This is a genomic window from Bradyrhizobium sp. LA6.1 (assembly GCF_040547805.1).
Lineage (GTDB): Bacteria > Pseudomonadota > Alphaproteobacteria > Rhizobiales > Xanthobacteraceae > Bradyrhizobium > Bradyrhizobium barranii.
The window spans coordinates 166,262-192,123 of record NZ_JBEPQK010000012.1 but is presented as its reverse complement, the minus strand read 5'-3'; the positions used below and the strand labels follow the sequence as shown (position 1 = coordinate 192,123).

Here is a 25,862-nt window from a genome sequence, read left to right as displayed (position 1 = left end):
TCCTACTTCTTCATTCCCGTGGACATATCCATCTGCATGCCCGGATGATGATGGACGGTTGTGTTGGGAGCGGAGGGCGGTTGGGTCGGGGCGGGCGTGGTGTCTGTCGCCGGCTCGCCGATCGCGAGCTTCATGGCCGCGATCTCCTGCATCTGGTCGACGATGATTTCCTGGGCGATGCGCCGCAGCTGCTCGTTCTTGCCATAGCGCAATTCGATGACCGCCATCTCGATCGCGCCCTGATGATGCGGACTCATCATTGCGACGAAGTCGCGATCGATGTCGCCGGTCGGCTTGGCCGCCATGTCGTTCATCATCTTGGTCATCGCCGCTTCGTTTTCTTCCAAAAACGCACGCTCCTCCGTGCTCACCGCGGCCGGCGGGGCGGCCGGATGGGATTCATGCGCGAACACGAGCAGCGGGAGTGCGGACGCGACCAGAATTGGCGCGGCAAGGAACGCCGTACCGAGGCCGGGCCTGGGCCATCGGCATCTGCCTGCGAACACCGCTACGGCGCGGCGGAACTGTGAGGGGGGCATCCTGAACTCCCATGCAGGTGGTTGCATGGGGGTATGACGTATGGCCGGGCGTTCTATTCCGGGCGGTCAATCACATAAACGTCAGCAGCCAAACGAGGCGGACTACCCCCGCCCGTCCACGGTCGGGCGCCAGACCAGCAGCCTGCGCTCAACCAGCGTCACCCCGAAGTCGATCAGGATGACGAAGGCCGACAACACGAACATGCCGGCGAACACACCGGCGACGTCGAAGATGCCTTCGGCCTGCTGGATCAGGTAGCCGAGCCCCGCCGCCGATCCCAGATATTCGCCGACGACTGCGCCGACCACGGCGAAGCCGACCGAGGTGTGCAGCGAGGAGAACATCCACGACAGCGCCGACGGCCAATAGACATGCTGCATCAGCTGCCGCTCGCTCATGCCGAGCATGCGGCCATTGTCGAGCACGGTGCGGCTGACCTCCTTGACGCCCTGATAGACGTTGAAGAACACGATGAAGAACACCAGAGTCACGCCGAGCGCGACCTTGGACCAGATGCCGAGGCCCAGCCACAGCGCGAAGATCGGCGCAAGCACGACGCGGGGCAGCGCGTTGACCATCTTGACGTAAGGATCGAACACCGCGGCAACCAGCGGCTGGCGCGCGAACCAGAAGCCGACCAGCACGCCGCCGAGCGATCCGATCACGAACGCCAGAATCGATTCCGTCAACGTGATGCCGAGATGCTTCCAGATCACGCCGGACGAGAACCATTTGACGATCTGGCTGAACACGTCGACCGGGTTGGAGAAGAAGAACGGTGGCAACAGGATTTTTCCGAACACCGGCACGGTCGCAAAGAGCTGCCACAGTGCAAGGCAGACAACGGCGACCAGGACTTGCAGCGCAAGCAGCGTCACGCGCGACATCAGATCGCCTCCGCCGCTTGGGTCGATTGCGCGTAGCCCTTCATCACCTCGTCCTTGAGCACGCTCCAGATCTCGCGGTGGAGCGCATGGAACTCCTTGTCCAGCCGCACCTCGAAAATATCGCGCGGGCGCGGCAAGCTCACGCGCCAGTCGCCGATGATGCGCGAGGACGGCCCCGCCGACATGATCACGACGCGGTCGGCGAGCGCGATCGCCTCTTCGAGATCATGGGTCACGAACAGCACGGCCTTGCGGTCGGCATTCCAGAGGTCGAGCAGCAGATTGCCCATCACCTGGCGGGTCTGCGCATCGAGCGGCCCGAACGGCTCGTCCATCAGGAGTATCTTTGGGTCGCGGATCAGCACCTGTGCCAGCGCCACGCGCTTGCGCTGGCCGCCCGAGAGCATGTGCGGATAACGGTTGGCGAAGGCGCCGAGGCCGACGGAAGTCAGCCATTTTTGCGCGCGTTGCAGCGCCTCGGCGCGGGGCGTGCCCGCGATCTCGAGCCCGATCGCAACATTGTCGAGCGCGGTCTTCCAGGGGAACAGCGCATCGGCCTGGAACAGGTAGCCGGCGTCCCGGTTCAGCCCCGCAAGCGGCCGGTCGAAAATCTTGATGCTGCCGGCGGCGGGCTTGAGCAGGCCGGCCGCGACGTTGAGCAGGGTCGATTTCCCGCAGCCGGTCGGCCCGACGATGGCGACGAACTCGCCCTGCGCGACCGAAAGATGGGCCTTCTCCACCGCCGTATAGACCCGGTCGTCCCCCAGCCGGAACGCGACTTTGGCGTCTTCCAGCGCCACTGCCGTGGGCGTCGTCATGTGTTCCCTCCGAACTTGGCCCGATGCCTTAGCCGCTCGCGCGGCCAAGTTCAATCGAGCCGCCAAGCGTGCTACGCATGGGGTCCGTCGCCTCCTTCACCCTCCCCTGGAGGGGGAGGGTCGGTGCGCATGAAGCGAAGCGGAATGCGGACCGGGGTGGGGTGACGGTCCCTCCACGTCCAACACCGCCCGTGTTGAGAGATCACCCCACCCCGCCCGCGCTTCGCGCGAGCGACCCTCCCCCTCCAGGGGAGGGTAAGGAAGAGTGAGCCGCGTCGAATGCCTTCCAAACCTGCCATCAGCTATTCCCACGTCAGCAAGAACTTCGGCTCACTCAAGGCCGTCGACGATGTGTCGCTCGATATCGCCGAGGGCGAATTTCTGGCCATCGTCGGCGGCTCCGGCTCCGGCAAGACCACGCTGCTGCGGCTCGCCAACCGGCTGATCGAGGCCGATGCCGGCACGATCACGGTCGAGGGCGAGGATGTGCAGACCGTCGATCCTGTCTCGCTGCGGCGCCGGATCGGCTACGTCTTCCAGAGCGGCGGGCTGTTTCCGCATCTGAGCGTCGCCGACAATATCGGAATCACGCCAAGGCTGCTGGGCGCACCGGCAGCGGACATCACCGCGCGGGTCGACGAGCTGCTCGAGCTCGTGCAACTCGACCGTCGCGCGCATCGCGATCGCCTGCCCGAGGCGCTCTCCGGCGGCCAGCGCCAGCGCGTGGGGGTGGCTCGGGCGCTCGCGGCACGGCCCCGCATCGTGCTGATGGACGAGCCGTTCGGCGCGCTCGATCCCCTCACCCGCGATGCGCTCGGCGAGGATTTTCGCGAACTGCATCGCAAGCTCGGCCTGACCACCGTCATGATCACCCATGACATGACGGAGGCGATCCTGCTCGCCGACCGCATCGCGGTGATGCGCGGCGGACAACTGCTGGCGCAGGGCACGCCCGCGGACCTCTCGACGAGCGGCGACGCCTATGTGCTGGAGCTGCTGCGCACGCCGCGACGCCAGGTCGAGCGGCTGAACGCGCTACTGCCGCCGAGCGGTGCGGCATGAGCCTGTTCGCCGATCCGCGCTGGGGCGAGGCGCTGTCGCATCTCCCCGACTATCTCGGCAACCATGTTCGGGTCAGCCTCGCCGCGCTCGCGCTCGGCCTCGCCGTCAGCCTGCCGCTGGCGATCCTGACCCGCAACCGCCCGGCGCCGCGCGCTATCCTGCTCGCGCTCGCAAGCATCGTGCAGACGGTGCCCGGCTTGGCGCTGCTCGCGCTGTTCTATCCGCTGCTGCTGCTGGCCGCGTCCTTGACACTCGCCTGGTTCGGAATCTCCTTCTCCGCTTTCGGCTTCCTGCCGGCGATGCTGGCGCTCGCGCTCTATTCGATGCTGCCGGTGCTGCGCAACGGCATCACAGGCCTCAACGGCATCGATCCTGCGCTGATCGAAGCCGCCAAAGGCGTCGGCATGACCGCGCGGCAGTCGCTCGTCATGGTCGAGTTGCCGCTGGCGCTGCCGGTGATGATGGCCGGCATCCGCACCGCGGCGGTGTGGGTGATCGGCACCGCGACCCTGTCGACGCCGATCGGGCAGACCAGCCTCGGCAACTACATTTTTGCCGGGCTTCAGACCCAGAACTGGGTGTTCGTGCTGTTCGGCTGCTTTGCCTCGGCCCTGCTCGCGCTCGCCGTCGATCAGCTGCTCGGCCTGATCGAGAGCGGCTTGCGCCACCGCAGCCGCCTGCCTGCCGCGCTCGGCGGCATCGGGATCGCGGCGCTGGTCCTCGCAACGCTGGTGCCGACGATGGGACGCTCGTCGCAGAGCTATGTCGTCGGGGCCAAGACATTCGCCGAGCAATATGTGCTGTCGGCCCTGCTGAGGGACCGCCTCCAGGCCGCCGGTCTCCCCGCGACCGCGCGGTCGGGTCTCGGCTCCAGCGTGATCTTCGAGGCGCTCAAGGCCGGCGACATCGATCTCTATGTCGATTATTCCGGCACGCTGTGGGCCAACCAGCTGCACCGCACGGACATCAAGCCGCGCGCGGAGTTGTTGGCGGAGCTCAAGACGGCGCTCGCAAAGGACCATATCACCCTGCTCGGCGAGCTCGGCTTCGAGAACGCCTATGCGCTGGTGATGCCGAAGAAGCGCGCCGAGGCGCTCGGCATCCGCACCATCGCCGATCTCGCCGCACATGCACCGGCGCTGTCCATCGCCGGCGACTACGAATTCTTCTCGCGCCCCGAATGGGCGGCGCTGCAAAAATCCTATGGCCTCTCGTTCCGCGCCCAGCGCCAGATGCAGCCGGATTTCATGTATGCGGCCGTCGCCAGCGGCGAGGTCGACGTGATCGCCGGCTACACCAGCGACGGGCTGATCGCGAAATACGATCTGGTCGTGCTGGACGATCCCAGGCACGCGATCCCGCCCTACGACGCGATCCTGCTGCTGGCGCCGAAGCGCGCCGGCGATGAGCGACTACAGGCCGCGCTCGAGCCGCTGCTCGGCAAGATCGACATCGCCACGATGCGAGAGGCCAATTTGCGCGCCAGCGGCAACGACGCGAATTCATCGCCGGATGCGATGGCGAAGTGGCTTTGGGAGAAGGTGGGCAAGCGGTAGGCCGACTACAGCCCCCGGATGATCCCGGCATTGATCAGCAGCCGGTTCAACCGCCGCGCCTCGGCGCCGTCCTTGCAGCCGTAGAAGATGCCTTTGCAGCGGAGCATGATCTGCTTCTGCTCGGCGAAGGAGGGATCGAGCGGAATGCCGGCGGCTTCCTGAATCACCAGCGGGAGATAAGGGCCGTCGACCGTGTCCATCACGGCCTCGCTCTTCACCGGCTCGAAATTGATGGCGTCGATCGCGTAATAGGTCGCGTAGAGACGCGGATCGTAGGCGTCGAGCTTCTTGCCGAGCGCGCCCTCGTCGAGCCCGGGCTCGAGGAGGTTCGGCGCAAACTCGGGCTGGTGGTCGCCGTAGCGCACGATCAGGAAGGGCTCGCCGGGAAAATTCTTCTTCAGCCCCGCGACAAACGCTCTGTACTGCTCGGCGCTCATCGCTTGCCGGCGCAGATATTCGTCGATGGACGCCACATTATTGCCCGGCGCGCGCCAGTTCGGCAGCAGGTCGGGGCGGAAGCGCGTCTCCCAGGGGAAATGATTGGCGCCGAGATAGATGAAGGTGAACAGCGGCTTGTTCGGCGGCTGCTGGCCCATCAGTTGGAGCGCCTTGTCGTAGAAGAAGGAGTCCGGCTCGACGTCCTTGGCGCCGAGATCCTTCGAGTCGAGGAAGCGTTCGACGCCGGTCGTCACCTGAAAGCTGCGCGCGCCCATGAAGCCGCCATAGGCGGGATAGAGCGATAGCGTGTCATAGCCGCAGCGGCGCAGCGCCAGCGGCAGGCCGCGCTCGACGCGGTTTGAGGCGATGCGCGTCACGAAATAGGCGAAGCGGCCGAACGAGCGCGAGGAGAGACCAGCGAGCACGTTGTATTCGGTGAACCAGCTCGGCCCGCCATTGCTCTCGGCCAGGAACGTGCGCTGCTTGCCGTCAAAGGACTTGAAATGATCGCCATAGCGCGGCGGCACCTTGATGCCCTGGGCGGCGCGAATGTCGAAGCTCGATTCATCATGGACCATGATGATGTTCGGCCGCCGTCCCGCGGGGTGGCAGGCATCGACCAGCGGCATGTTGAGCCGTTCGCTGGTCGAGGTCGCCGACTCCATGAAGCCGTATTGCGCGAAATCGGAGACCGCGCTGACGCCGGAGCGGAAGAATTTCGAGAGATAGCCGTCGTCGTAATAGCCGCGCCAGGCCTCGTCCGGATGATAGAGCGAATAGCCGACCAGTGCGGCAAGACAGGCGAGCGTGGACGCGAACGCCGGCAGGCGGCGGATGCGAAACGGATCGAGCCACCACAGCGCATACATCAGCGGCAGCGTGACGAGGCCGGCCCCGATCACCGACCAGCGCAGGTTCGGGAAGATCGTGAACAGGAACGCCACGGTGTCGCGGTCGATCATCATCAGGTCGATGAAGTTGACCGTCATCTGCACGACGTCGTGCTTGAGACGCGACAGCAGCACCAGCACGACGACCATGGTCAGCGACAGCGCGCCCGACAATGCCGGCCGCCGCAAGAGCGTGATCCAGAAGAAATTGAGGATGCCCCAGGCGAGCACGAACGAAAGCCGCGAACCCAAATCGGTCTCGGTCTCGTACATGAGCGCGAGGGCGGCAAGATGCGGCGCGGCAACCGCAAGCAGGCGCCAGATGCCGAGCGCGGCAACGCTCGCCAGCACGGCGGTGGTGGCAGAAGGACCTGGATTCGGCGCGGACGCCATCGACGGCACGCAACTTCTGGTCCGGCGCGATGAATACCCAGCCGTCGGGCCGGCCTGCGGCGTTCGGCGCAGCCGGAAGCCTGCACCGTGTCATAAAACTGTAATTGAATGGTCACGGACAAGCAACGCGTGTCGCGGTCCGACCTTCGCTTAATGTTAGCAGGCGGCGAACAGCCGCACGGCCAACTCCATCCCCTCACCCTGAGGAGCCTGCGAAGCAGGCGTCTCGAAGGGCGAGGCCCGAGTGGGCCTGCATGGTTCGAGACGGCGCTACGCGCCTCGTCGCCATGAGGGTCAGTCAGTTCAGGAGCCGCGGCCCGACTTCGCGATCCCCGCGATGAAGAGGTCGATCACCCCTTCCGCCATCCGCTCGGTCTCGCCCTCCTCCACCCCCCAGCGCGGAAAGTGGCCGTCGAGGTTCATCCGGGCAAAGCCATAGACCAGGGCGCGGCCGGCGATCTGGATGCGCTTGAGGTCGGCCGACCGCAGCAGGCCCTGCTCCGCCGCGTCTGCCAGCATCCGTTCGGTCAGAGCGATCAGCTCGGCATTGTCGCGTGTCAGCTCCACGGAGCTGCCATGGGCGAAGTAGCGCCCCGTGGAGATGATCTCGAAATGCGCGGGATTGCGCATCGCCCAGCGCAGGTAGGCGAGCCCGAAGGCGCGGAAGCGGCCGAGCGGGTCGGTGGCCGGCGCCTGGCCCAGCGCCACCTCGATCTCGGCACGAAAGCGCCGCTGCGCCTCCCCGGCCACCGCCGCCATCAGCGCGTCGCGGTTGGGGAAGTGCCGGAACGGCGCCCCCGGCGAAACCGCGGCCCGGCGTGCGGCCTCGCGCACCGAGACTTCGGCACCCTCCGCCGCCAGTTGCAACGCAGCATCGATCAGCACGCGGCGGAGGTCGCCGTGATGATACGGCCGGGCTTCCGGCGTTTGGCGGCGGGTGCGCGGCTTGGACGGCTGTCGGGCGGGCATGGTGCTTCCTAGCATCACCCGAACGTGAATGTAAGCACCGATTACACCGTTGACGATTTCGCCAGCCTGAAATGTAATCGATGCTTACATTAGGGAGGAGACCGCCATGTCACAACGTCAAAACTGGTTTGAGGGCTGGCGGCTGCTCGCCGTTCTCACCCTGAGCCTGATCGCGCTCAGCCTGTGGATCGCGTCGATGCGGCAGTTCGAGGTCGAGGGCGTGCGGATGGTGATCCGTTTCACGGCGCGAAGCTCGCTGCTGCTATTCTGCCTTGCCTTCAGTGCAGCGGCGCTCGCCCGGCTGTGGCCGAACGCCTGGACCCGCTGGCAGCGCCGCAACCGCCGCGATCTGGGCCTGAGCTTTGCGGCCTCCCACGCCATCCACGCAGTTGCGATCGTTGCCTTCGCCAAAATGGACCCGGCCGGCTTTGTGGAGGCCACCTCGGCCGCCTCCTACATCTTCGGCGGCATCGGCTATGCGTTCATCATCGCCATGAGCGCGACCTCGTTCGACCGCACCGCCGCGCTGCTCGGACCGCAGGCCTGGCGCGTGCTGCACCTCGTGGGCGGCTATTACCTCTGGTTCCAGTTCATGGTGTCGTTCGGCAAGCGCGTGCCGGCGATGCCGCTCTATGCCGCCTTCCTCATTCCGCTGCTCGCCGTGATGGCGCTGCGCCTGATCGCGATGGCCGCCCACCCCCGCCGACGGACGGCCGAAGCGAGCTGAACGTCGATCAGCCCTGCGGCAGGAACCCGAGGCGCTTGGCGATGATGCGATCGACCGTCCGTTTCGGCAACAATGCGCCGATCAGATGGCGCAGCGGGTCCGGCGTGATCTGGTAACGCACCTTGGGGCTTGCGGCGGTCAGCGCCTCGAACACGATTTCGGCGATCCGCTCGGCCGGCAGACCCTTCGCACCGAGGTCCATCATGAACGCCATGACCTTGTTCAGCGCCGGCAGATAGGGCGAGTTCTGATAGACGGAGAGATCGATCTCTTCGGCCTTGCTCCAGATCGGCGTCTTCACTGCGCCCGGGGCGACGATGATGACGTCGATCCCGAACAGCATCAGCTCGCGCCGCAGGCTCTCCGACAGGCCTTCGATGGCATGCTTGGAGGTGCAGTAAGGCGCCGACAGCGGATTGCCGTTCTTGCCGGCGACCGAGCTGATCATCACGATCCGCCCCTTCGGCCCCTTCAGCGATGGGTCCGCGCCGAGCAGCGGCCCAAAGGCTTGCGTCGCGATGACCGGGCCGATGACGTTGATGTCCATCTGGCGGCGGAAATCGTCGACCGACAATTCCAGGACCGGCCCCGCGACCGCAATGCCGGCATTGTTGACGAGCCCCGCCAGCGTCTCGCCAGCCAGCGCTTCGCGAACTTGGCGCGCAGCGGCGAGCACGGCGGCCTCGTCGGTAACGTCGAACAGGAGCGGCGTGAAGTTCGCGCCGAACTCACCCCTGAGCCGGTCGGCGTCGGCCTGCTTGCGGACGCTGCCGAAGACGCGGTAGCCGCGCCCGATCAGAAATTTCGCAATGGCCCAGCCGATGCCGGTGGACGCGCCGGTGACGACGACAGATCGCATAGACCCCTCCCCTCAAGTTCCCGCGATCATGGAGAGAAGGATGTGTCAGCGCAATGCCACCCAACGCTCAAAGGGACGTCGCGGGTGTCGATTCTTAAGATGAAGCGGCGCGCGAGCTTCGCGCCATGAGATTGATTGCGCCCTGAAGATGCAGATGAAGATCCGAATCCTCGATCTTGAAGACGCTGGGCTTTTGGCGATCGCGAGCTTCTGGAGAAGTTATGAAAACGACGCGAGACCAAGAATGTGGTTTAAGCGTCAGTTCTTCGCGCCCAGAGGGCATGTCAGCTCGCGAAGAATTTGAATGAAGCCGCAATGCTTCGCGCGAGATGAAAGGAGCGAGACCGCCGTTCGCGACCTCGCTCCGATGTAGTCGAGAAGGTTTAAAATTTGGTTTGGCGAGCGAAGCTTGTGTTTCGCTCGTCATTCCGGGGCGCGACGAAGTCGCGAACCCGGAATGACGGCGCAGCCGTCAGTTCTTGCTCTTGTCGACCAGCGCGCCCTTCTTGATCCAGGGCATCATGTCGCGAAGTTTCGCGCCGACTTCCTCGATCGGGTGCGCGGCGAGCTTGGCGCGGGTCGCCTTGAACGAGGTCTGGTTGACCTTGTTCTCGAGCATCCAGTCGCGGGCGAACTTGCCGCCCTGGATGTCGGCGAGAACGCGCTTCATCTCGGCCTTGGTCTCCGCCGTGACGATGCGAGGACCGGTGACGTACTCGCCATACTCCGCGGTGTTGGAGATCGAGTAGTTCATGTTGGCGATGCCACCTTCATAGATCAGGTCGACGATCAGCTTCACTTCGTGCAGGCACTCGAAATAGGCCATCTCCGGGGCGTAACCGGCTTCGACCAGGGTCTCGTAGCCGGCCTTGATCAGCTCGACCAGGCCGCCGCAGAGCACGACCTGCTCGCCGAACAGGTCGGTCTCGCACTCTTCCTTGAAGGTGGTCTCGATGATGCCGGCACGACCGCCGCCGACGGCGGAGGCGTAGGAGAGGCCGAGGTCATGGGCGTTGCCCGAGACGTCCTTGGCGATCGCGATCAGGCAGGGCACGCCGCCGCCGCGCTGATATTCCGAACGCACCGTGTGGCCGGGGCCCTTCGGCGCGATCATGAGCACGTCGAGGTCGGCGCGCGGGTCGAGCAGGTTGAAGTGGACGTTGAGGCCGTGCGCGAACACGAGGGCGGCGCCCTTCTTCATGTTGTCGTGCAGGTGCTCGCGATAAATGTCGCCCTGGAGCTCGTCCGGGGTCAGCATCATGACGAGGTCGGCCCATTTGGCGGCGTCGGCGACTTCCATCACCTTGAAGCCGGCGGCTTCCGCCTTCTTGACCGAGCCCGAGTCCTTGCGCAGCGCAATGGCGACTTCCTTGACGCCGGAGTCCTTGAGGTTGAGCGCATGGGCGTGGCCCTGGCTGCCATAGCCGACGATGGCGACCTTCTTGCCCTTGATCAGGTTCAGGTCGGCGTCGCGATCGTAATAAACACGCATAGTCGTTTCCTCGTTCAGGGCCAGAATCGGCCAAAGGTCAGTGTCCGAAGGGTGAAATTTGCGGATTTCGGGGGCTGTCTAGAGCATTTTCAGCCCCTAGGGAAACCCGTTTCTGCATGGAAATCCGCGACATCATGCATCCATGAAAACGGGGTAGAGGGAGGCGAGCAGCAGGAGCGCCATCACGATATTGAAGGCGCGGATCAGCCGCTCCGAGGTCAGTACCGGTCGTAGTGCAGTGCCGAACAGGGCCCAGACCACCGTCGAGACCGTGCCGACGAGCAGGCTGATCAGGGTCTGGATCGCGATGTTCAGGGGGAATTGGGCGATGGCCGCATAGGCGGTGATGGTGCCGATCACGATCACCCAGCCCTTGGCGTTGATCCACTGGAACATCGCCGCGCCCCAGAAGGTCATCGGGCCACGGCCGTCCTCCTCGTCCGGCTTGGCCGGCCCCGAGAAGGCGATCACCGCGGCGAGGTAGATCAAGTAGGCGGCGCCGGCATATTTCAGGATGGTCTGGAGGATCGGATAGGCCAGAAACACCGTGCCGAGCCCGAGGCCGACGGCGCCGACCATGAAGGCGAAGCCGATCGTGATGCCGGCGATATGCGGGATGGTGCGGCGGAAGCCGTAAGTCAGTCCCGACGACAGCAGCATGATGTTGTTCGGCCCCGGCGTGAAGAACATCACGAGGGCGAAGATGATGAAGGCATAGAGCAGCGACTGGGACATGCTCACCTCACGCGGTCTTCGGCAGCGGCTGCGGGCGCCTCGCCAGCACCATCACCGCGATGCCCCCGATGACCGTCAGCATCCCGGCCAGCCGCAACGGGCCGAACTTCTCGCCAAACACGAGGCTGGAAGCGGCCGAGCCGACGAACGGCACCAGCAGCGCGAACGGCACCACTTGAGCGGCTGGATAATCACGCAGCAGCCGGCCCCACAGCCAATAGGCGATGCTGGTCGAGATGGCGCCGATCGCCAGCAGGCAGACGAGGCCAGTCGGCGACATATGGATCAGCGACTGGAAGGTCGGCGCCGGCCCGTTGACGACCAGCGCCAGCGCGAACAGCGGCACGGCGGCGGTCAGGCAGAGCCAGGCGAACAGGTCGAACATCGGCGCGCCACGGGCGCCGCGCAGCAGGAGATTGCCGACGGCAAAGCAAATCGGGGCGATCATCAGCACCGCGAAGGCACCAACGCTGAAATCGTAACCGACGGTACCGCAGATCAAGAGCAGTCCGACTGCGGCGACGACGATGCCAAGGGTCTGCACCGGCGTCGGCCGCTCGCCGAATGCGATCGCGGCAAAGCCGATGGTGAACAACGCCTGGCTCTGCACGACGACGCTGGTCAACCCCACCGGAACACCGTGGGCGATGCCATAGGCCTGGCTCAGGAACTGGCCGAGGAACAGCGTGAAGCTGATCGCGATCAGCAGCGACCAGGCGATCTTCGGCTTGGGAATGAACAGGCACGGCACCGCGGCAATGGTGAAGCGCATCGCCGTCATCAGCTCCGGCGAAAGTTCGTCGAGCGCGATCCGGCTCGCCACGAAGGCAAGCCCCCAGATGACCGCCACCAGAATGGCGATGAGGATATCGGCCGGCTTCATTGTTGTTCTCGGTTCTGCTTTGTCGTGCAGCCCTGTTTGTTGTTCTGTTCTAGCCTTGCTCGCCGGCTTTCGCTTTCCGCAGCAGATAAGTGCCGTGCATGGGCGCGTGGTAGTCGACCGAGACCAGCGTGAAGCCGACATCGGTCAGCATCCGCTCCATCACCCAGCCGAAGGTGGAATATTCGTCGCGCATGTGCGTGACGACGCTTTCGCGCGAAAAATCGTGGTTCTTGATATGGAAGTCGGCCCATTGCTCGACGTCGCGCTCGATGGCGTCGGGCATCGAGGCGTAGACGATGTCGCGCAGATAGAAGCTCGCGCCCGGCTTCAATGCACGGTAGATCCGCGACATCGCCACCGCCTTCCAGAAATCCGGCAGATGGTGCAGCGTGAACTCGCTGACGATCAGGTCGTAGGATTCCGGGCGGTAGGCGAAGCTGAGCAAGCCGGCGGACTGCGTGCGCACGGGCGCCTTACGGTCGCGAGCGTAGATCTCGGCGAGCGCCAGCATCGCCGGCGAGATATCGATGGCGTCCACCTCGGCACCCATCAGCGCCGCTTCGGTCGCGAGCACGCCGTTGCCACAGCCGATATCCGCGATGCGCCAGCCGCGCTGCACCCCGAGCATTTTCAGCGCGGCGCGCGCCCGCAGATCGGCATCGTCATGGGCGTCGTAGATCGAGGCCACTGCGGGCTCGATCCCCATCCCGTTGCGCTCGTTGTAGTACCAGTCGCGCGCCAGCATGGCTCACATCCCCTCAGGCCCGCGGCCAATCGCGGCAACGCCGGTGCGCGACACCTCGACAAGGCCGAGCGGGCGCATCAGGTCGATAAACTGGTTGATCTTGTCCGTATTGCCTGTGATCTCGAACACAAAGCTCTCGGTGGTGGCGTCGATCACGCGGGCGCGGAACGCATCCGCCAGCCGCAGCGCCTCGACACGATGCTCGCCCTGCCCGCGCACCTTCACCATCGCAAGCTCGCGCTCGATCGAGCGCTTGGTCAGGGTCATGTCGACGACGCGATAGACCGGGATCATGCGGTCGAGCTGGTGCTTGATCTGCTCGATCACCATCGGCGTTCCCGTGGTGACGATGGTGATGCGCGACAGATGCTTCTGGCTCTCGGTCTCCGAGACGGTGAGACTCTCGATGTTGTAGCCGCGCCCGGAGAACAGGCCGATGACGCGCGCGAGCACGCCCGGCTCGTTCTGGACGAGCACCGAGAGCGTATGCGTCTCGTTGGGATCGTGGCGGTCCTCGATGAAATAGGCGGATGCCGGCTGGTTCATGGTCGTCCCCTCTTGTCTCTCCGTCACGCCATCGCTGGCGCCTCTGCCCCGACCCAACTGCGGAACAGATCGAAATCGATATTGCCGCCGGACAGCACGAGACCGATGCGCTTGCCTGACAGCTTGTTCTTTTCCTGAAGCGCCGCGGCGAGCGAGGCTGCGCCGGCGCCTTCGGCGAGATTGTGCGTGTCGGTCCAGTAGGCGCGGATCGCGGCGGCGACCTCGTCGTCGGAAACCTGCACGATGCGCGCGGCACCCTTGCGGATCAGCGCGAACGCGTCTGCGTCGGGAATGCGCGTTGCCATGCCGTCGGCCAGCGTGTTGCTGGTCTTCGTCGTCACGACCTTGCCGGCCGCGAACGACAGCGCGTAGGACGGCGCTTCGGTCGACTGCACGCCGACGATCTCGGTCTTCAGGCCGAGCAGGTCACGCGCCATGATGCAGCCGGAGATGCCAGAGCCCTGCCCGATCGGCACATAGAGAACATCGAGATCCGGCGCCGTCCGGAACAGTTCGAGCGCATAGGTGGCGACGCCGAGCACGAGATCCGGATGGAACGACGGCACCATGTGCAGGCCGGTAAACTGGGCGCGCCGCTGCGCCTCTTCGGCGGCCGCCTGAAAGTCCTCGCCATGCTCGACGAGCTCGGCGCCAAACGCCTTCATCGCCCGGTTCTTCTCGACCGAGTTGCCGCGCGGCACGTAAATCACTGCCGGCACGCCGTGACGGCTCGCGGCAAAGGCCAGGCTCTGGCCATGATTGCCGCGCGTCGCCGAGATGATGCCGGGTGTGTTCGGCCGCTCGCGCTTCAGCCGTTCGAGATAGACGAGACCGCCGCGCACCTTGAAGGCGCCGATCGGCGTGTGGTTCTCGTGCTTGACGATGACCTGCGTCCCGAGGCGCCCGGCGAGCAACGGCCAGCCGCGTGCCGGCGTCGCCGGCACCGCCTGCCCCACGATCGCATGTGCGCGCTCGAGCTCCGTCAGGTCGAACATGACGTCACACCAGCGCCTTGCCGCCGGCAAACGCCTTTGCCGTGGCCTCGTCGTTCGCCTGCTCGGGCAACAGCATCTCGTTGTGCGCCTTGCCGGAGGGGATCATCGGGAAGCAGTTTTCGAGTGCCGCGACGCGGCAGTCGAACAGCACCGGACGCTTGACCGAGATCATCTCCTGGATGGCGCCGTCGAGATCAGAGGGCTTGTGCACCTGGATGCCGACGCCGCCATAGGCTTCCGCGAGCTTGACGAAATCCGGCAACGCCTCCGAATAGGAATGCGACAACCGGTTGCCGTGCAGCAGCTGCTGCCATTGCCGCACCATGCCCATGTACTGGTTGTTCAGGATGAAGATCTTGATCGGCAATTCGTACTGAACCGCCGTCGACATCTCCTGCATCGTCATCTGCACCGAGGCGTCGCCCGCGATGTCGATGACGAGGCTGTCGGGATGGGCAACCTGCACGCCGACCGCGGCCGGCAGGCCGTAGCCCATGGTGCCGAGACCGCCCGACGTCATCCAGCGATGCGGCTCCTCGAAGCCGAAGAACTGCGCCGCCCACATCTGGTGCTGGCCGACTTCCGTCGTGATGTAAGTGTCCTTGCCGCGCGTCGCCTCGAACAGGCTCTGGATCGCGTGTTGCGGCAGGATCACGTCGTTGCTCTTCTTGTAATAGAGCGAGTTGCGGGCGCGCCACTGCGCGATCTGCTGCCACCAGGCCTTGATGTCGGGCTTCTTCGCTTCCGCCTTGAACACCTGGAGGATATCGCCGAGGATGTTGCCGCAGTCGCCGATGATCGGCACGTCGACACGGATGTTCTTGTTGATCGAGGACGGATCGATGTCGATGTGGATCTTCTTCGAGCCGGGCGAGAACGCGTCGACGCGGCCGGTGATGCGGTCGTCGAAGCGCGCGCCGACGCACAGCATGACGTCGCAATCATGCATGGTCATGTTGGCTTCATAGGTGCCGTGCATGCCGAGCATGCCGAGCCAGTTCTTGCCCGACGCCGGATAGGCACCCAGGCCCATCAGCGTGGAGGTGATCGGGAAGCCGGTGACCTCGACCAGTTCGCGCAGGAGCTTGGTCGCCTCGGGGCCGGAATTGATCACGCCGCCACCGCTGTAGATCACAGGGCGCTTGGCGTTGGCGAGCAGCGACACGGCCTTGCGGATCTGCGTCGCGTCGCCCTTCACGCGCGGCGCGTAGGAGCGGTGCACGTCCGACTTGCGCGGCGGATGATAGGTGCCGGTCGCGAACTGCACGTCCTTGGGCACGTCGACGAGCACCGGGCCGGGACGGCCGGAGGTCGCGACATAGAAGGCCTCGTGCAGCACCTTGGCGAGATCGTTGACGTCGCGCACCAGCCAATTGTGCTTGGTGCAGGGCCGCGTGATGCCGACGGTGTCGCACTCCTGGAACGCGTCGTTGCCGATCAGATGCGTCGGCACCTGGCCGGAGATGCAGACCAGCGGGATCGAGTCCATCAGCGCGTCGGTCAGCGGGGTCACCATGTTGGTGGCACCGGGTCCGGAGGTCACCAGCGCAACGCCCGGCTTGCCGGTCGAGCGCGCATAGCCCTCGGCGGCGTGGCCCGCGCCCTGCTCGTGGCGGACCAGGATGTGCTGGACCTCGCTCTGCTGGAAGATCTCGTCATAGATCGGAAGCACGGCGCCGCCGGGATAGCCGAAAATGTCGGTCACGCCATGATCGATGAGCGCACGGACGATCATCGCGGCGCCGGTCATCTGGTTCGGATCGTGGCTCTTGTCGCTCATTGTCTTGCTCCGGATGCGCTGTTGTCAGCGGCTTCGTTCGTGTCGGGTTCGGGAAATAAAAAAGGCCCCGAAGAGGGCCCATGCACACCGCCTGTCTTGTGGATGGCAGCTAGCCACCCCCGGCGGTGTGCCTGGGTACGACGGCGATAAGGAGTTTGGTAATAATGTTACGCATGGCAGGTGCCCGGCTTCCCAAAGGTTGCGCGAAACATAACGGTCAAAGCCCGGATGTCAAGGCAATGCGACCGTTCCCGCGCGATTTTGGCAATGTAGCGGTGTTCCCAGGGTTCGGCGAGAGGTAAATTCGGGAACCCGGGTACAAAAGCGCGTCAGCCGGGGTCTCGGGCCGCATTCACGATGGCGGCAAGCCACCCCCTCGCCTCCTCCGGCTTCACCCATTCGAACTCGGGCAGTTGATGCCGGAACCAGGTGAATTGCCGCTTGGCGTAGTGGCGGGTGTCGGCACGACCGATCGTGGCGGCATCGTCCAGGCCGATCTCACCGCGCAGATGCCGGATCAGCGCCGGCACGCCATGGGCTTTCATCGCCGGCAGCAGCGGATCGAGATGTCTGGCGGCGAGCCACTCCACCTCCCTCAACGCGCCGGCACCGAGCATGGCATCGAAACGGGCATCGATGCGGGCATAGAGCTCGTCGCGCTCGGGGGCGAGAAACACCGCGCGAAAACTGTCCTTGGGCAGCAGCGGCGGCTGGCCTTCATGGTGCCAGTCGAGCAGCGAACGGCCCGTTGCTTCGACCACTTCGAGCGCGCGCGCGATCCGGGTGCGGTCGCGCAGGTTCAATCGTTCCGCGGCGCGCGGATCACGGCGTGCAAGTTCCGCATGCAGCGCCTCGACGCCGTTCCGCTCCAGCCGCGCGCGCACGTCGTCGCGGACTTCGGCGGGGATCGGCGGCACCACCGAGAGGCCCGCCGTTAGCGCCTTGAAATAAAGGCCCGTGCCGCCGATGAAGATCGGCAGGCGGCCTGCGGCTTTCGCCTCTTCCAGCGCCTTCGTCGCGTCGACCACCCATGCGCCGGCCGAGAAATTCACGGCCGCATCGACGTGGCCGTAGAGACGGTGCGGCGCGCGTCCTTCCTCGCCATGTGTGGGGCGCGCGGTGATGATGCGGAGGTCACGATAGACCTGCATGGAATCGGCATTGATGACGATTCCGCCCGTACTCAGGGCAAGCTCGAGCGCCAGCGCCGACTTGCCGCTGGCGGTCGGGCCTGCGATAAGCACGGCCTTGCCAACATGTCTTCTGCTGACTTGTCCCTCGCTCACGAAAACCTCAAATGTCCCTCGTCGCCACGCTGATCTGCAATCCCGACAATCCCGCGCTCGACAGCACCATCGTCGACGGCGCCCGCGCCGTGCTGCCCCAGGCGCAACCTGCGCACTGGCTGTTCGACGGGGTTGCGGTCGACATTCCCTTCGGCGCGCAGGATAACCTCCAAGGCGACCGTCACGCCATCGAACAGCGGTTGCGCGAGCTTCGCGGCGACCTTCCCATCGACATCGTGGTGCAGCCAGTCGGCTTCCGGCGCAAGAAGCTTTTTCTCGCCGACATGGATTCCACCATGATCGGCCAGGAATGCATCGACGAGCTCGCCGATCTCGTCGGGATGAAGGCCCACGTGGCGGCCATCACGGAACGCGCGATGCGCGGCGAGATCGAGTTCGAGCCGGCGCTGCGCGAGCGCGTCGCGCTGCTGAAGGACCTTCCCGCCAGCGTGGTCGACGAGGTGCTGGCCAAGCGCATCACGTTGACGCCGGGCGGCCGCGAACTGGTCGCGACCATGCGCGCCCACGGCGCCTATGCCTGTCTCGTCTCCGGCGGCTTCACGCTGTTCACGCGCGCGGTCGCCGCAAAAATCGGCTTCCAGGAGAACCGCGCCAACGAGCTCGTCGTCCGCGACGGCAAGTTCACCGGCGAGGTCAAGGAGCCGATTTTGGGCCGCGCGGCAAAACTCGCGACGCTGGTGGACCTGATGGAGTCGTTCGATCTCGACGACATCGACTCGGTCGTGGTCGGCGATGGCGCCAACGATCTCGCGATGATCCAGGCGGCGGGACTGGGCGTGGCGTATCACGCCAAGCCAGCGGTCGCGGCTGCGGCTGCCGCGCGGATCGACCATGGCGATCTCACCGCGCTGCTCTATGCTCAGGGGTATCGGCGGGACGAGTTCGTGGAGGCTTAGCCTCTCCCGTCGTCAGCACTTGCGGCACGCCCAGCGGCCGTAGGGTGGGCAAAGGCGCACTTGCGCCGTGCCCACCACTCTTGTCGCAATGGTGGAAAGATGGTGGGCACGCTTCGCTTTGCCCACCCTACTGGATTGAACCGCGACTACTGCACGCTCAGCGCCACAAACCGCAATTCGCCGTCGGCGTTGGAGACGAGCAGCAGCACGGACTTCTTGCCGTCCTTCTTGAGCTGGTCGACCCGCTTCTGGATGTCGGCGCCGCTGGAGACGGCCTCCTGCGCAACCTCGACGATGACGTCGCCGGCGGAGAGGCGCTTCTCGGCAGCGTCCGAATTGGCGTCGACATTGGTGACGACCACGCCCTTGACGCTGTCCTTGATCTTGTAGCGCGTGCGCAAATCCTTGCTGAGCGCGGCAAGATCGAGACCGAGCGCCTTCTGCGTCACCGGCTTCTCGGGCGCCGGCTCGTCGGTCTTGACCGCGGCCTGCACCTTGTCGGGATCCTGGAGACGGCCGAGCGTGACCTTCTTGGTCTCCTCCTGGCCCTTGCGGATGACGACGACATCGACTTCCTTGCCGACCGCCGTGTCGGCGACGACGCGGGAGAGATCCTTGGGATCCTTGACGTCCTTGCCGTCGAACTTGACGACGACGTCGCCGGGCTCGATGCCGGCGGGCTTGGCCGGGCCCTTGTCATCGACGCCGGCGACCAGCGCGCCGCGCGCGGGCTTGATGTTGAGGCTCTCGGCGATCTCGTCGGTGACGCTCTGGATGCGCACGCCGAGCCAGCCGCGGCGCAGTTCGCCGAACTGGCGGAGCTGGTCGACCACGGCGACAACCGTCTTCGATGGCACCGCAAAGCCGATGCCGATCGAACCGCCGGAGGGCGAGATGATCAGCGTGTTGACGCCGATGACGTCGCCATCGAGGTTGAACAGCGGACCGCCGGAATTGCCGCGGTTGATGGAGGCGTCGGTCTGGATATAGCTGTCATACGGCCCCGAGGAGATGTCGCGGTTCTTGGCCGAGACGATACCGGCCGTCACCGTGCCGCCGAGGCTGAACGGATTGCCGATCGCAATCACCCAGTCGCCGAGGCGCAGCTTGTCGGAGTCGCCGAACTTTACTGCCACCAGCGGCTTCGGCGGCTTGATCTTCAGCACGGCGAGGTCGGTCTTCTTGTCGACGCCAACCAGGTCGGCCTTGATCTTGGTGCCGTCGTTGAGGATGACGTTGATCTCGTCGGCGTCCGCGATGACGTGGTTGTTGGTGACGACGACGCCAGCGGTGTCGATGATGAAGCCGGAGCCGAGCGAGTTGGTCTTGCGGGGCGGGTTGTCACCGCGCTCGCCGCCCTTGCTGCCGCCGCCGGGGCCGCGGCGGTTCTTGAAGAAGTCGTCGAAGAACTCCTCGAAGGGCGAGCCGGGCGGCAGTTGCGGCATGGTGTTGCTGCCGCCGCCGCCGCCCTTGGCTTCGACGGTCTGCGAGGTCGAGATGTTGACGACCGCGTCGATCACCTTCTCGGCGACGTCGGCGATCCCGTCCGGGCCACGCGCAAGGGCCGGCGTGCCGAACGCGCTGAATGCACTGACGGCGAGCGCGGCCAGCCCTAAGCGCAAGCGGGTCGGGGCAATGGTGGCAGCGGTCATTGGTATCTCCAGAGAAAAGGATCAGGCGCCAAGGATTCGCCTCCAAGACTGCGCTCGAACGGGGGGACGGCGCAAGCGCGGAGCTTAACGGGCCTCAAGACCCGGATAATACGGCGAAAACCAGTCTCTCGCCTTCACTTTGGCGTTGGCGTGACGCCTAAATCGGACGGCGCATAACCCAGATCAAGACCAGGCCGGCCACGGCCGAACCGATCCCAACCGCCCGCAGGATATTGTCCGGCGTGGCGATGGCGCTTTTCATGGCCTTGCGCATCCAGTTCGGACTTGCCGCGAACATCAAGCCTTCCAGCACGAACAGGATGCCTAAGCCGATGAGGAAGTCGGCGAACGCAATGGACCTCATCGGAATGGAACCTCCCGTAGTGCTGTTCTTGTCTGGACGAAGGGCGGCAGAACTGCCGCCCTCTGTCTGGCTCACGGCTTCGCCGGCGTCTCGGTCGCCGTCTTGCCGGACGGGTTACCAAAGAACCGGAAGAAATCCGAGTCCGGCCGCAGCAGGAAGCGGGTGTCGTTCGCGCGCAGCCCGTTCTCATAGGCTGTCATCGACCGGTAGAAGGCGAAGAAGTCGGCGTCCTTGCCGTAGGCTTCCGCGAACAGGCGGTTGCGCTCGGCGTCGCCGACGCCGCGGATCTGCTCGGCCTGCGATTTGGCTTCCGCCTCGATCACGGTCGCCTCGCGGTCGGCCTTGGAGCGGATCTCCTGTGCCTTCTGGCCGCCCTGCGCACGGAACTCGGCGGCTTCGCGCTCGCGCTCGGTCTTCATGCGCTGGTAGACCGCCTGGCTGTTCTGCTCCGGCAGGTCGGCGCGGCGGATCCGGACGTCGACGACCTGGATACCGTAGCCGTCGGCCTCGCGATCGAGCTGGTCGCGGATGCGCTGCATCAGCTTCTCGCGGTCGTCGCGCACCACGTTGATGAAGGTGACCTCGCCGAGCACGCGGCGCAGCGCCGCGTTCAGGAGCGTGGTGAGCTGGATGTTGGCAGCCTGGATCGAGCCGACGCTCTGGTAGAAGCGCAGCGCGTCCTTGATGCGGTAACGCGCGAAGGCGTCGACCACGAGCCGCTTCTGGTCGGACGCGATCGCTTCCTGCGACGGGTTCTCCAGATCGAGGATCCGCTTGTCGATGTTGATCACCGAATTCCACGGCGCCTTGAAGTGCAGGCCGGGCGCGGTGACGACGTCGACGGGACGGCCGAACTGCAGCACGATGGTCTGCTCGGTCTGTTGCACCGTGAACAGCGACATGTAGCCGACGATCACGACGAGCAGGAGGGCGAGCAGCGTGACGATACCTGTGACCGGAGACCTCATCGGTTGCCTCCGCTCGACTGCTGACCGGTGGTAGGCGGCCGCTTGGTTGTCAACTCACTGAGCGGCAGATAGGGCACGACGCCCTGGCCCGAGGGGCCGCCGTCATAGACGAGCTTGTCGGCGCCGCCGAGCACGCGCTCCATCGTCTCCAGATAGATCCGTTCACGCGTCACGTCGGGCGCCTTCTTGTATTCCTCGTAAACCTTCAGGAAGCGCGAGCTCTGGCCCTTGGCCTCGGCGACCGTCTGCTCCCTGTAGCCTTCGGCGGCCTGCGTGATCTGCGCCGCACGTCCGCGTGCCTGCGGCACGACCTGGTTGGCGTAGGTCTGCGCCTCGTTCTGCAACTGCTCGAGATTGGCGCGCGCCGCCTGGACGTCGCGGAACGCGTCGATCACCTGCGCCGGCGGGTCGACCTTCTGCATCTGCACCTGGCTGATGAGAATACCGGCGCCGTAGCTGTCCAAAGTCCTCTGGATCAGCTCCTGCACGCCCTGTTCGGTGACGTTGCGCGCACCGGTCAGGATCGGCTGGATCTGCGAGCGGCCGATCACCTCGCGCATCGCGCTCTCGGAGACCGCCTTCACGGTGCCTTCGGGATTCTGGATGTTGAAGAGGAAGTCGCCGACGCCGTCCGGCTTGATGCGCCAGAGCACGGTGAAGTCGACGTCGACGATATTCTCGTCGCCGGTCAGCATCAGGCTCTCTTCCGGCACGTCACGAATGGAGCGGCCGCGCCGCGCCGGATCGTCGATCAGCGTCATGCCTATGGAGATCGTGTTGACGCGCAACGCCTTCGGCAGCAGCACGGTTTCGATCGGATAGGGCAGATGATAGTTCAGACCCGGCTGCACGGTGCGGACATGCTTGCCGAAGCGCAGCACGACGCCGAGCTCTTCGGATTGCACCCGGAAGAAGCCCGACAGCAGCCAGAACGCGATGATGAGCAGGACGATCAGCGTGATGCCGATGCCGGAGAAATAGCCGCCCGGCATGATCTGCTGGAGGCGGTCCTGGCCGCGCCGCAGAAGGTCTTCCAGATCCGGCGGCCTTGGCCCGACCGGTTGCGGGCCGTTGCCCCATGGTCCCTTCGGACCCGAGCCCCATGGGCCACCGCCCTGATTCTTCCACGGCATTCGACGCTCTCCTCGGCAGGGTGAAAATCGCCCCCGCCCGCTTTGTCCGGTCCGGCTTTATAGGGGACAGGCAAGTCCCTTACAACGCGGCCCGGGCTGTCCCTCGAGCTATGCTCGGGCACGAAAAAGTCAATGTAAACATTGACGAATGCGGTTAATTGCCCGCCCGCCGACGATATGTCACATAGGAGTAGTCGGCGCTGTCGTCGGGTCCGGCAGGATGCCGGATGCGCTCAACCTCATCCCACTCTGCCTTGTCGATGTCGAAATGCGTGTCGCCTTCGGGGCGCGCATGCACTTCGGTGATTTCGAGGCGATCGGCGCGATCGAGCCATTGCCGGTAGATCTCGGCGCCACCGATCACCGCGATCTCGGCGACCGAACGCCGCAGGGCATCGCCAAGCGCAACCGCGCCCGCATCGGCAGCCGATGTCGTGACGATGGCGCCATTGGCGCGATAATCCGCATCGCGCGTGATGACGATGTTGGTACGGCCAGGAAGCGGCCGGCGCAGGGTTTCGAAGGTCTTGCGGCCCATGATCACGGGCTTGCCGATCGTGAGCGCCTTGAAGCGCGCCATGTCGGATTTCAATCGCCACGGGAACCCGTTGCCGGCGCCGATGACGCCGTTCTCCGCGATCGCTACGACGAAGATGATCTCCATCAGGACGCGCTCCCTGCAAGTCGTGTCAGCGCGGGGCCGGTGACGCGGCACAGCGTCCAGTCGTCCATCATGACGGCGCCGAGCGATTTGTAGAACGCGATCGACGGCGCGTTCCAGTCGAGCACCGCCCATTGCAGCCGCGACCAGCCGTTGTCGACGCACTCCCTGGCGAGATAGACCAGCAGCGCCTTGCCGAGGCCCTTGCCCCGATGCGACGGCCGCACATAGAGATCTTCGAGATAGATGCCGTGACGGCCGCTGAAAGTAGAGAAATTGACGAACCAGACCGCAAAGCCGACGGGCTCGCCGTTCCACTCGGCAATGGCGCAATAGAGCTGCGGACGCTCGCCGAACAGCGCTTCCGCAATCATCGCCTCGGTCGCCTCGACTTCGTGCGAAAGCTTTTCGTATTCGGCAAGCTCGCGGATGAGAGCAAGAACCAGCCCGGCTTCACCGGCGCGCACGCGGCGGATGGTCAACGACATCTGCGTTAGACCGCGACTTCCGCCTTGATGTGCGGATGCGGGTCGTAGCCGACGAGCTCGAAATCCTCGTAGCGGAAGGAGAAGATGTCCTTCACATCGGGATTGATCCGCATCACCGGCAGCGTCCGCGGCGCGCGCGTGAGCTGGAGCCGCGCCTGCTCCAGGTGATTGGAATAGAGATGGGTGTCGCCGAGCGAGTGGACGAAGTCGCCGGGCTTCAATCCCGTGACCTGCGCCACCATCATGGTGAGCAGCGCGTAGGAAGCGATGTTGAAGGGCACGCCGAGGAAGACGTCGGCCGAGCGCTGATAGAGCTGGCACGACAATTTGCCGTTGGCGACATAGAACTGGAACAGCAGGTGGCAGGGCGGCAGCGCCATCTTCTCGACGTCGGCGGGATTCCAGGCGGTGACGATCAGCCGGCGCGAGTCCGGGGTGCGCTTGATCATGTCGATGACATTGGCGATCTGGTCGATGCTGCGCCCGTCGGCCGTGGGCCAGGAACGCCATTGACGGCCGTAGACCGGCCCGAGATCGCCATTGGCATCGGCCCACTCGTCCCAGATGGTGACGCCGTTGTCGCGCAGATATTTGATGTTGGTGTCGCCCTTCAGGAACCACAACAGCTCATGCACGATCGCCTTCAGCGGCAGCCGCTTGGTGGTCAGCATCGGGAAGCCGGCAGACAGGTTGAAGCGCATCTGATGGCCGAACACCGACAGCGTGCCGGTGCCGGTCCGGTCGGTCTTCTCGGCGCCGTCTGAAAGAATCCGCTCGAGCAGGTCCTGATACTGGTGCATGTGCCATTGAGCCTTTGGGGAGGCGGCGAACTTAACGGCGCGCCCCGCGCTACGACAGCAGCGATTCGCTGTTTAAGCCCATTATACCCCGAAAAGTGACTGTTCCCGGTGCAAACAACAAGAGGCGGAACTTGCGTCCCGCCCCTCGCCTATCGGCTTGAAAGTGCTCGTTAAGTTGCCGGCTTGAGCACCGGGGTCCACTTCGCGATCTCGTTCTTGACGAGGGTCGCCAGCGCCTCCGGCGTCCGGTCCTTGGGCCCCGGAATGACGCTGCCGAGCTCGAGCAGGCGCTTCTTCACCGTCTCGTCGTCGAGCGCCTTGATGGCGGCGGCATTCAGGCTCGCGATGATCGCGGGCGAGGTTCCCTTCGGCGCGAACATCGCGTTCCAGGCCTGGGCCTGGAAGGCAGGCAGGCCAGCCTCCGCCGTCGTCGGCACGTTCGGCAGCGACGGATTGCGCTCGGCCGTCGCGATCGCATAGGCCTTGATGGTGCCGGCATTGATCTGCGGCACCGCATTGACGATCTGGTCGCACATGTAATCGACCTGTCCGGCCACCAGCGCATTCATCGCGGGGCCCGTGCCGTTGAAGGGCACGCCGACCGGCTTGACGTCGAGGATCGAGTGCAGGAGCTCGCAGGAGACGTGCGAGACCGAGCCGACGCCGGCATGCGCGGCGTTGACCTTCTCGGCGTTCGCTTTCAAGTAGGCGACGAACTCCTTGAGGTCTTTCGGCGGAAAGTCCTTGCGCGCCAGGATCAGGATCGGCGTGCCCGCGAGCAGCGCGACCGGCTCAAAATCCTTTTCCGGGTGGTAGGCGAGTTTCGGATAGAGCGGCACGGAGGCGGCATGCGTGCCCATATGCCCGGTAATGAGCGTATAGCCGTCATTGGCCGCGCGCGCAGCGCGCGTGGTCGCGGTGGTGCCGCCGGCGCCGACCACGTTCTCGATGATGATGCTCTGTCCGAGCGTCTGCGCCATGTGCCCGGTGACGATGCGCGAAATCACGTCGGTCGGTCCGCCGGCCGCGAACGGCACGATCATGGTGATGCTGCGCGTCGGATAGGTCTGCGCCTCCGCCGGTGCGACAAAGCCGCACAACGATGCGAACGCCGCAGCACATGCGCCCGCAAGCGCGCGAATGGAAGTCATCTCGATCCCCTCGGACGTAAAACAAAAATGCCGGCCACAGGGCCGGCATTTTCATTTCACGAAGCGGTCACACAAGTCGATTGGACTTCCGAATGCGGCGTGCGGACGCAGGGCGCCGCGACGACGC

At 65.1% G+C, this 25,862-nt stretch carries 26 protein-coding genes; 4 read left to right on the top strand and 22 right to left on the bottom strand.

Going from position 1 to position 25,862, the window contains the following annotated elements; all coding sequences use genetic code 11:
* Window positions 1–2: 2 nt before the first annotated feature.
* The 3 genes from ABIB99_RS27335 to ABIB99_RS27325 all read right to left on the bottom strand — a co-directional run bounded on the left by ABIB99_RS27335 (window position 3) and on the right by ABIB99_RS27325 (window position 2,245).
* Entirely contained in the window at window positions 3–539 is a 537-nt protein-coding gene (locus ABIB99_RS27335) for a DUF305 domain-containing protein (protein WP_063981636.1), read from the bottom strand.
* 102 nt (window positions 540–641) lie between these two features.
* A complete protein-coding gene (locus tag ABIB99_RS27330; protein ID WP_063981635.1) occupies window positions 642–1,427 on the bottom strand; it encodes an ABC transporter permease in 786 nt (261 codons plus the stop codon).
* The gene (locus ABIB99_RS27325) at window positions 1,427–2,245 is read right to left on the bottom strand and encodes an ABC transporter ATP-binding protein (protein ID WP_014493075.1); all 819 of its coding nucleotides are present in this window, start codon (window positions 2,243–2,245) and stop codon (window positions 1,427–1,429) included. The genes ABIB99_RS27330 and ABIB99_RS27325 overlap by 1 nt, the downstream gene beginning before the upstream one ends.
* Before the next feature lie 279 nt (window positions 2,246–2,524).
* On the opposite strand from ABIB99_RS27325, the gene ABIB99_RS27320 reads away from it, so the two are divergent.
* Both ABIB99_RS27320 and ABIB99_RS27315 read left to right on the top strand, forming a co-directional pair.
* Window positions 2,525–3,307 carry an ATP-binding cassette domain-containing protein gene (locus tag ABIB99_RS27320; protein ID WP_063981634.1) on the top strand — a complete coding sequence of 261 codons (783 nt, stop codon included), beginning with the start codon at window positions 2,525–2,527 and terminating at the stop codon, window positions 3,305–3,307.
* Window positions 3,304–4,863, top strand: a complete 1,560-nt coding sequence (locus ABIB99_RS27315; RefSeq protein WP_354178312.1) for a glycine betaine ABC transporter substrate-binding protein — start codon at window positions 3,304–3,306, stop codon at window positions 4,861–4,863. Before ABIB99_RS27320 ends, ABIB99_RS27315 begins: the two co-directional genes overlap by 4 nt.
* A 5-nt stretch (window positions 4,864–4,868) precedes the next feature.
* Here the strand turns inward: ABIB99_RS27315 and ABIB99_RS27310 are convergent, their stop codons facing one another.
* Both ABIB99_RS27310 and ABIB99_RS27305 read right to left on the bottom strand, forming a co-directional pair.
* Window positions 4,869–6,584 carry a sulfatase-like hydrolase/transferase gene (locus ABIB99_RS27310; protein WP_063981632.1) on the bottom strand — a complete coding sequence of 572 codons (1,716 nt, stop codon included), beginning with the start codon at window positions 6,582–6,584 and terminating at the stop codon, window positions 4,869–4,871.
* 303 nt (window positions 6,585–6,887) lie between these two features.
* Complete coding sequence (locus ABIB99_RS27305; protein ID WP_063981631.1) at window positions 6,888–7,553, bottom strand: TetR/AcrR family transcriptional regulator; 666 nt, start codon at window positions 7,551–7,553, stop codon at window positions 6,888–6,890.
* A 106-nt stretch (window positions 7,554–7,659) separates the two neighbouring features.
* Between ABIB99_RS27305 and ABIB99_RS27300 the strand changes: the two genes are divergently transcribed.
* Window positions 7,660–8,280 carry a hypothetical protein gene (locus tag ABIB99_RS27300; RefSeq protein ID WP_063981630.1) on the top strand — a complete coding sequence of 207 codons (621 nt, stop codon included), beginning with the start codon at window positions 7,660–7,662 and terminating at the stop codon, window positions 8,278–8,280.
* A 7-nt stretch (window positions 8,281–8,287) separates the two neighbouring features.
* Here the strand turns inward: ABIB99_RS27300 and ABIB99_RS27295 are convergent, their stop codons facing one another.
* The 9 genes from ABIB99_RS27295 to miaA form a co-directional block, all read right to left on the bottom strand.
* On the bottom strand, window positions 8,288–9,139 hold the full coding sequence (locus ABIB99_RS27295) for an SDR family oxidoreductase (protein WP_063981629.1): 852 nt from the start codon (window positions 9,137–9,139) through the stop codon (window positions 8,288–8,290).
* Between the two features lie 472 nt (window positions 9,140–9,611).
* The gene (gene ilvC / locus ABIB99_RS27290) at window positions 9,612–10,631 is read right to left on the bottom strand and encodes a ketol-acid reductoisomerase (RefSeq protein WP_063981628.1); all 1,020 of its coding nucleotides are present in this window, start codon (window positions 10,629–10,631) and stop codon (window positions 9,612–9,614) included.
* A 132-nt stretch (window positions 10,632–10,763) separates the two neighbouring features.
* The gene (locus ABIB99_RS27285; RefSeq protein WP_063986153.1) at window positions 10,764–11,366 is read right to left on the bottom strand and encodes a LysE family translocator; all 603 of its coding nucleotides are present in this window, start codon (window positions 11,364–11,366) and stop codon (window positions 10,764–10,766) included.
* Window positions 11,367–11,373: 7 nt separating this feature from the next.
* A complete protein-coding gene (locus ABIB99_RS27280; RefSeq protein WP_063981627.1) occupies window positions 11,374–12,249 on the bottom strand; it encodes an EamA family transporter in 876 nt (291 codons plus the stop codon).
* 49 nt (window positions 12,250–12,298) lie between these two features.
* On the bottom strand, window positions 12,299–12,994 hold the full coding sequence (locus ABIB99_RS27275; protein ID WP_354178307.1) for a class I SAM-dependent methyltransferase: 696 nt from the start codon (window positions 12,992–12,994) through the stop codon (window positions 12,299–12,301).
* A 3-nt stretch (window positions 12,995–12,997) separates the two neighbouring features.
* The gene (gene ilvN, locus ABIB99_RS27270; protein WP_014493064.1) at window positions 12,998–13,540 is read right to left on the bottom strand and encodes an acetolactate synthase small subunit; all 543 of its coding nucleotides are present in this window, start codon (window positions 13,538–13,540) and stop codon (window positions 12,998–13,000) included.
* 23 nt (window positions 13,541–13,563) lie between these two features.
* The gene (locus tag ABIB99_RS27265; RefSeq protein ID WP_063981625.1) at window positions 13,564–14,535 is read right to left on the bottom strand and encodes a threonine dehydratase; all 972 of its coding nucleotides are present in this window, start codon (window positions 14,533–14,535) and stop codon (window positions 13,564–13,566) included.
* A gap of 4 nt (window positions 14,536–14,539) precedes the next feature.
* Complete coding sequence (locus tag ABIB99_RS27260; RefSeq protein ID WP_063981624.1) at window positions 14,540–16,315, bottom strand: acetolactate synthase 3 large subunit; 1,776 nt, start codon at window positions 16,313–16,315, stop codon at window positions 14,540–14,542.
* Window positions 16,316–16,644: 329 nt separating this feature from the next.
* A complete protein-coding gene (gene miaA, locus ABIB99_RS27255) occupies window positions 16,645–17,601 on the bottom strand; it encodes a tRNA (adenosine(37)-N6)-dimethylallyltransferase MiaA (protein ID WP_063981623.1) in 957 nt (318 codons plus the stop codon).
* Between the two features lie 11 nt (window positions 17,602–17,612).
* On the opposite strand from miaA, the gene serB reads away from it, so the two are divergent.
* Window positions 17,613–18,518, top strand: coding sequence for a phosphoserine phosphatase SerB (gene serB, locus ABIB99_RS27250; protein ID WP_063981622.1), 906 nt, complete (start codon window positions 17,613–17,615; stop codon window positions 18,516–18,518).
* A gap of 146 nt (window positions 18,519–18,664) precedes the next feature.
* Here the strand turns inward: serB and ABIB99_RS27245 are convergent, their stop codons facing one another.
* From ABIB99_RS27245 to ABIB99_RS27210, 8 genes are all read right to left on the bottom strand, one after another.
* Complete coding sequence (locus ABIB99_RS27245) at window positions 18,665–20,170, bottom strand: Do family serine endopeptidase (RefSeq protein ID WP_283017495.1); 1,506 nt, start codon at window positions 20,168–20,170, stop codon at window positions 18,665–18,667.
* A 157-nt stretch (window positions 20,171–20,327) separates the two neighbouring features.
* The gene (locus ABIB99_RS27240; RefSeq protein WP_025038031.1) at window positions 20,328–20,534 is read right to left on the bottom strand and encodes a DUF2065 domain-containing protein; all 207 of its coding nucleotides are present in this window, start codon (window positions 20,532–20,534) and stop codon (window positions 20,328–20,330) included.
* Window positions 20,535–20,605: 71 nt separating this feature from the next.
* Window positions 20,606–21,502, bottom strand: coding sequence for a protease modulator HflC (hflC, locus tag ABIB99_RS27235; RefSeq protein ID WP_063981620.1), 897 nt, complete (start codon window positions 21,500–21,502; stop codon window positions 20,606–20,608).
* Window positions 21,499–22,635 carry an FtsH protease activity modulator HflK gene (hflK, locus tag ABIB99_RS27230; protein ID WP_063981619.1) on the bottom strand — a complete coding sequence of 379 codons (1,137 nt, stop codon included), beginning with the start codon at window positions 22,633–22,635 and terminating at the stop codon, window positions 21,499–21,501. The genes hflC and hflK overlap by 4 nt, the downstream gene beginning before the upstream one ends.
* A gap of 154 nt (window positions 22,636–22,789) precedes the next feature.
* Window positions 22,790–23,299 (bottom strand): dihydrofolate reductase, encoded by a 510-nt coding sequence (locus tag ABIB99_RS27225; RefSeq protein ID WP_166101654.1) that lies wholly within the window; start codon window positions 23,297–23,299, stop codon window positions 22,790–22,792.
* Window positions 23,299–23,784 carry a GNAT family N-acetyltransferase gene (locus tag ABIB99_RS27220; protein WP_063981618.1) on the bottom strand — a complete coding sequence of 162 codons (486 nt, stop codon included), beginning with the start codon at window positions 23,782–23,784 and terminating at the stop codon, window positions 23,299–23,301. Before ABIB99_RS27220 ends, ABIB99_RS27225 begins: the two co-directional genes overlap by 1 nt.
* 5 nt (window positions 23,785–23,789) lie before the next feature.
* On the bottom strand, window positions 23,790–24,584 hold the full coding sequence (locus ABIB99_RS27215) for a thymidylate synthase (protein WP_063981617.1): 795 nt from the start codon (window positions 24,582–24,584) through the stop codon (window positions 23,790–23,792).
* Between the two features lie 170 nt (window positions 24,585–24,754).
* Window positions 24,755–25,735, bottom strand: coding sequence for a tripartite tricarboxylate transporter substrate binding protein BugD (locus ABIB99_RS27210; protein ID WP_063981616.1), 981 nt, complete (start codon window positions 25,733–25,735; stop codon window positions 24,755–24,757).
* Window positions 25,736–25,862 lie beyond the last annotated feature (127 nt).

What these genes read in the sequence shown, in the direction of transcription:
- ABIB99_RS27300 (WP_063981630.1), top strand. Translation starts at nt 7,660, where the DNA reads ATGTCACAACGTCAAAACTGGTTTGAGGGCTGGCGGCTGCTCGCCGTT.
- ABIB99_RS27310 (WP_063981632.1), bottom strand. Translation starts at nt 6,584, where the DNA reads ATGGCGTCCGCGCCGAATCCAGGTCCTTCTGCCACCACCGCCGTGCTG.
- ABIB99_RS27225 (WP_166101654.1), bottom strand. Translation starts at nt 23,299, where the DNA reads ATGGAGATCATCTTCGTCGTAGCGATCGCGGAGAACGGCGTCATCGGC.
- ABIB99_RS27215 (WP_063981617.1), bottom strand. Translation starts at nt 24,584, where the DNA reads ATGCACCAGTATCAGGACCTGCTCGAGCGGATTCTTTCAGACGGCGCC.
- ABIB99_RS27285 (WP_063986153.1), bottom strand. Translation starts at nt 11,366, where the DNA reads ATGTCCCAGTCGCTGCTCTATGCCTTCATCATCTTCGCCCTCGTGATG.
- ABIB99_RS27335 (WP_063981636.1), bottom strand. Translation starts at nt 539, where the DNA reads ATGCCCCCCTCACAGTTCCGCCGCGCCGTAGCGGTGTTCGCAGGCAGA.
- ABIB99_RS27210 (WP_063981616.1), bottom strand. Translation starts at nt 25,735, where the DNA reads ATGACTTCCATTCGCGCGCTTGCGGGCGCATGTGCTGCGGCGTTCGCA.
- ABIB99_RS27280 (WP_063981627.1), bottom strand. Translation starts at nt 12,249, where the DNA reads ATGAAGCCGGCCGATATCCTCATCGCCATTCTGGTGGCGGTCATCTGG.
- ABIB99_RS27325 (WP_014493075.1), bottom strand. Translation starts at nt 2,245, where the DNA reads ATGACGACGCCCACGGCAGTGGCGCTGGAAGACGCCAAAGTCGCGTTC.
- ABIB99_RS27260 (WP_063981624.1), bottom strand. Translation starts at nt 16,315, where the DNA reads ATGAGCGACAAGAGCCACGATCCGAACCAGATGACCGGCGCCGCGATG.
- ABIB99_RS27320 (WP_063981634.1), top strand. Translation starts at nt 2,525, where the DNA reads ATGCCTTCCAAACCTGCCATCAGCTATTCCCACGTCAGCAAGAACTTC.
- ABIB99_RS27245 (WP_283017495.1), bottom strand. Translation starts at nt 20,170, where the DNA reads ATGACCGCTGCCACCATTGCCCCGACCCGCTTGCGCTTAGGGCTGGCC.
- ABIB99_RS27295 (WP_063981629.1), bottom strand. Translation starts at nt 9,139, where the DNA reads ATGCGATCTGTCGTCGTCACCGGCGCGTCCACCGGCATCGGCTGGGCC.
- ABIB99_RS27315 (WP_354178312.1), top strand. Translation starts at nt 3,304, where the DNA reads ATGAGCCTGTTCGCCGATCCGCGCTGGGGCGAGGCGCTGTCGCATCTC.
- ilvC (WP_063981628.1), bottom strand. Translation starts at nt 10,631, where the DNA reads ATGCGTGTTTATTACGATCGCGACGCCGACCTGAACCTGATCAAGGGC.
- ABIB99_RS27220 (WP_063981618.1), bottom strand. Translation starts at nt 23,784, where the DNA reads ATGTCGTTGACCATCCGCCGCGTGCGCGCCGGTGAAGCCGGGCTGGTT.
- ABIB99_RS27305 (WP_063981631.1), bottom strand. Translation starts at nt 7,553, where the DNA reads ATGCCCGCCCGACAGCCGTCCAAGCCGCGCACCCGCCGCCAAACGCCG.
- ilvN (WP_014493064.1), bottom strand. Translation starts at nt 13,540, where the DNA reads ATGAACCAGCCGGCATCCGCCTATTTCATCGAGGACCGCCACGATCCC.
- serB (WP_063981622.1), top strand. Translation starts at nt 17,613, where the DNA reads ATGTCCCTCGTCGCCACGCTGATCTGCAATCCCGACAATCCCGCGCTC.
- hflC (WP_063981620.1), bottom strand. Translation starts at nt 21,502, where the DNA reads ATGAGGTCTCCGGTCACAGGTATCGTCACGCTGCTCGCCCTCCTGCTC.
- ABIB99_RS27265 (WP_063981625.1), bottom strand. Translation starts at nt 14,535, where the DNA reads ATGTTCGACCTGACGGAGCTCGAGCGCGCACATGCGATCGTGGGGCAG.
- ABIB99_RS27330 (WP_063981635.1), bottom strand. Translation starts at nt 1,427, where the DNA reads ATGTCGCGCGTGACGCTGCTTGCGCTGCAAGTCCTGGTCGCCGTTGTC.
- hflK (WP_063981619.1), bottom strand. Translation starts at nt 22,635, where the DNA reads ATGCCGTGGAAGAATCAGGGCGGTGGCCCATGGGGCTCGGGTCCGAAG.
- ABIB99_RS27275 (WP_354178307.1), bottom strand. Translation starts at nt 12,994, where the DNA reads ATGCTGGCGCGCGACTGGTACTACAACGAGCGCAACGGGATGGGGATC.
- ABIB99_RS27240 (WP_025038031.1), bottom strand. Translation starts at nt 20,534, where the DNA reads ATGAGGTCCATTGCGTTCGCCGACTTCCTCATCGGCTTAGGCATCCTG.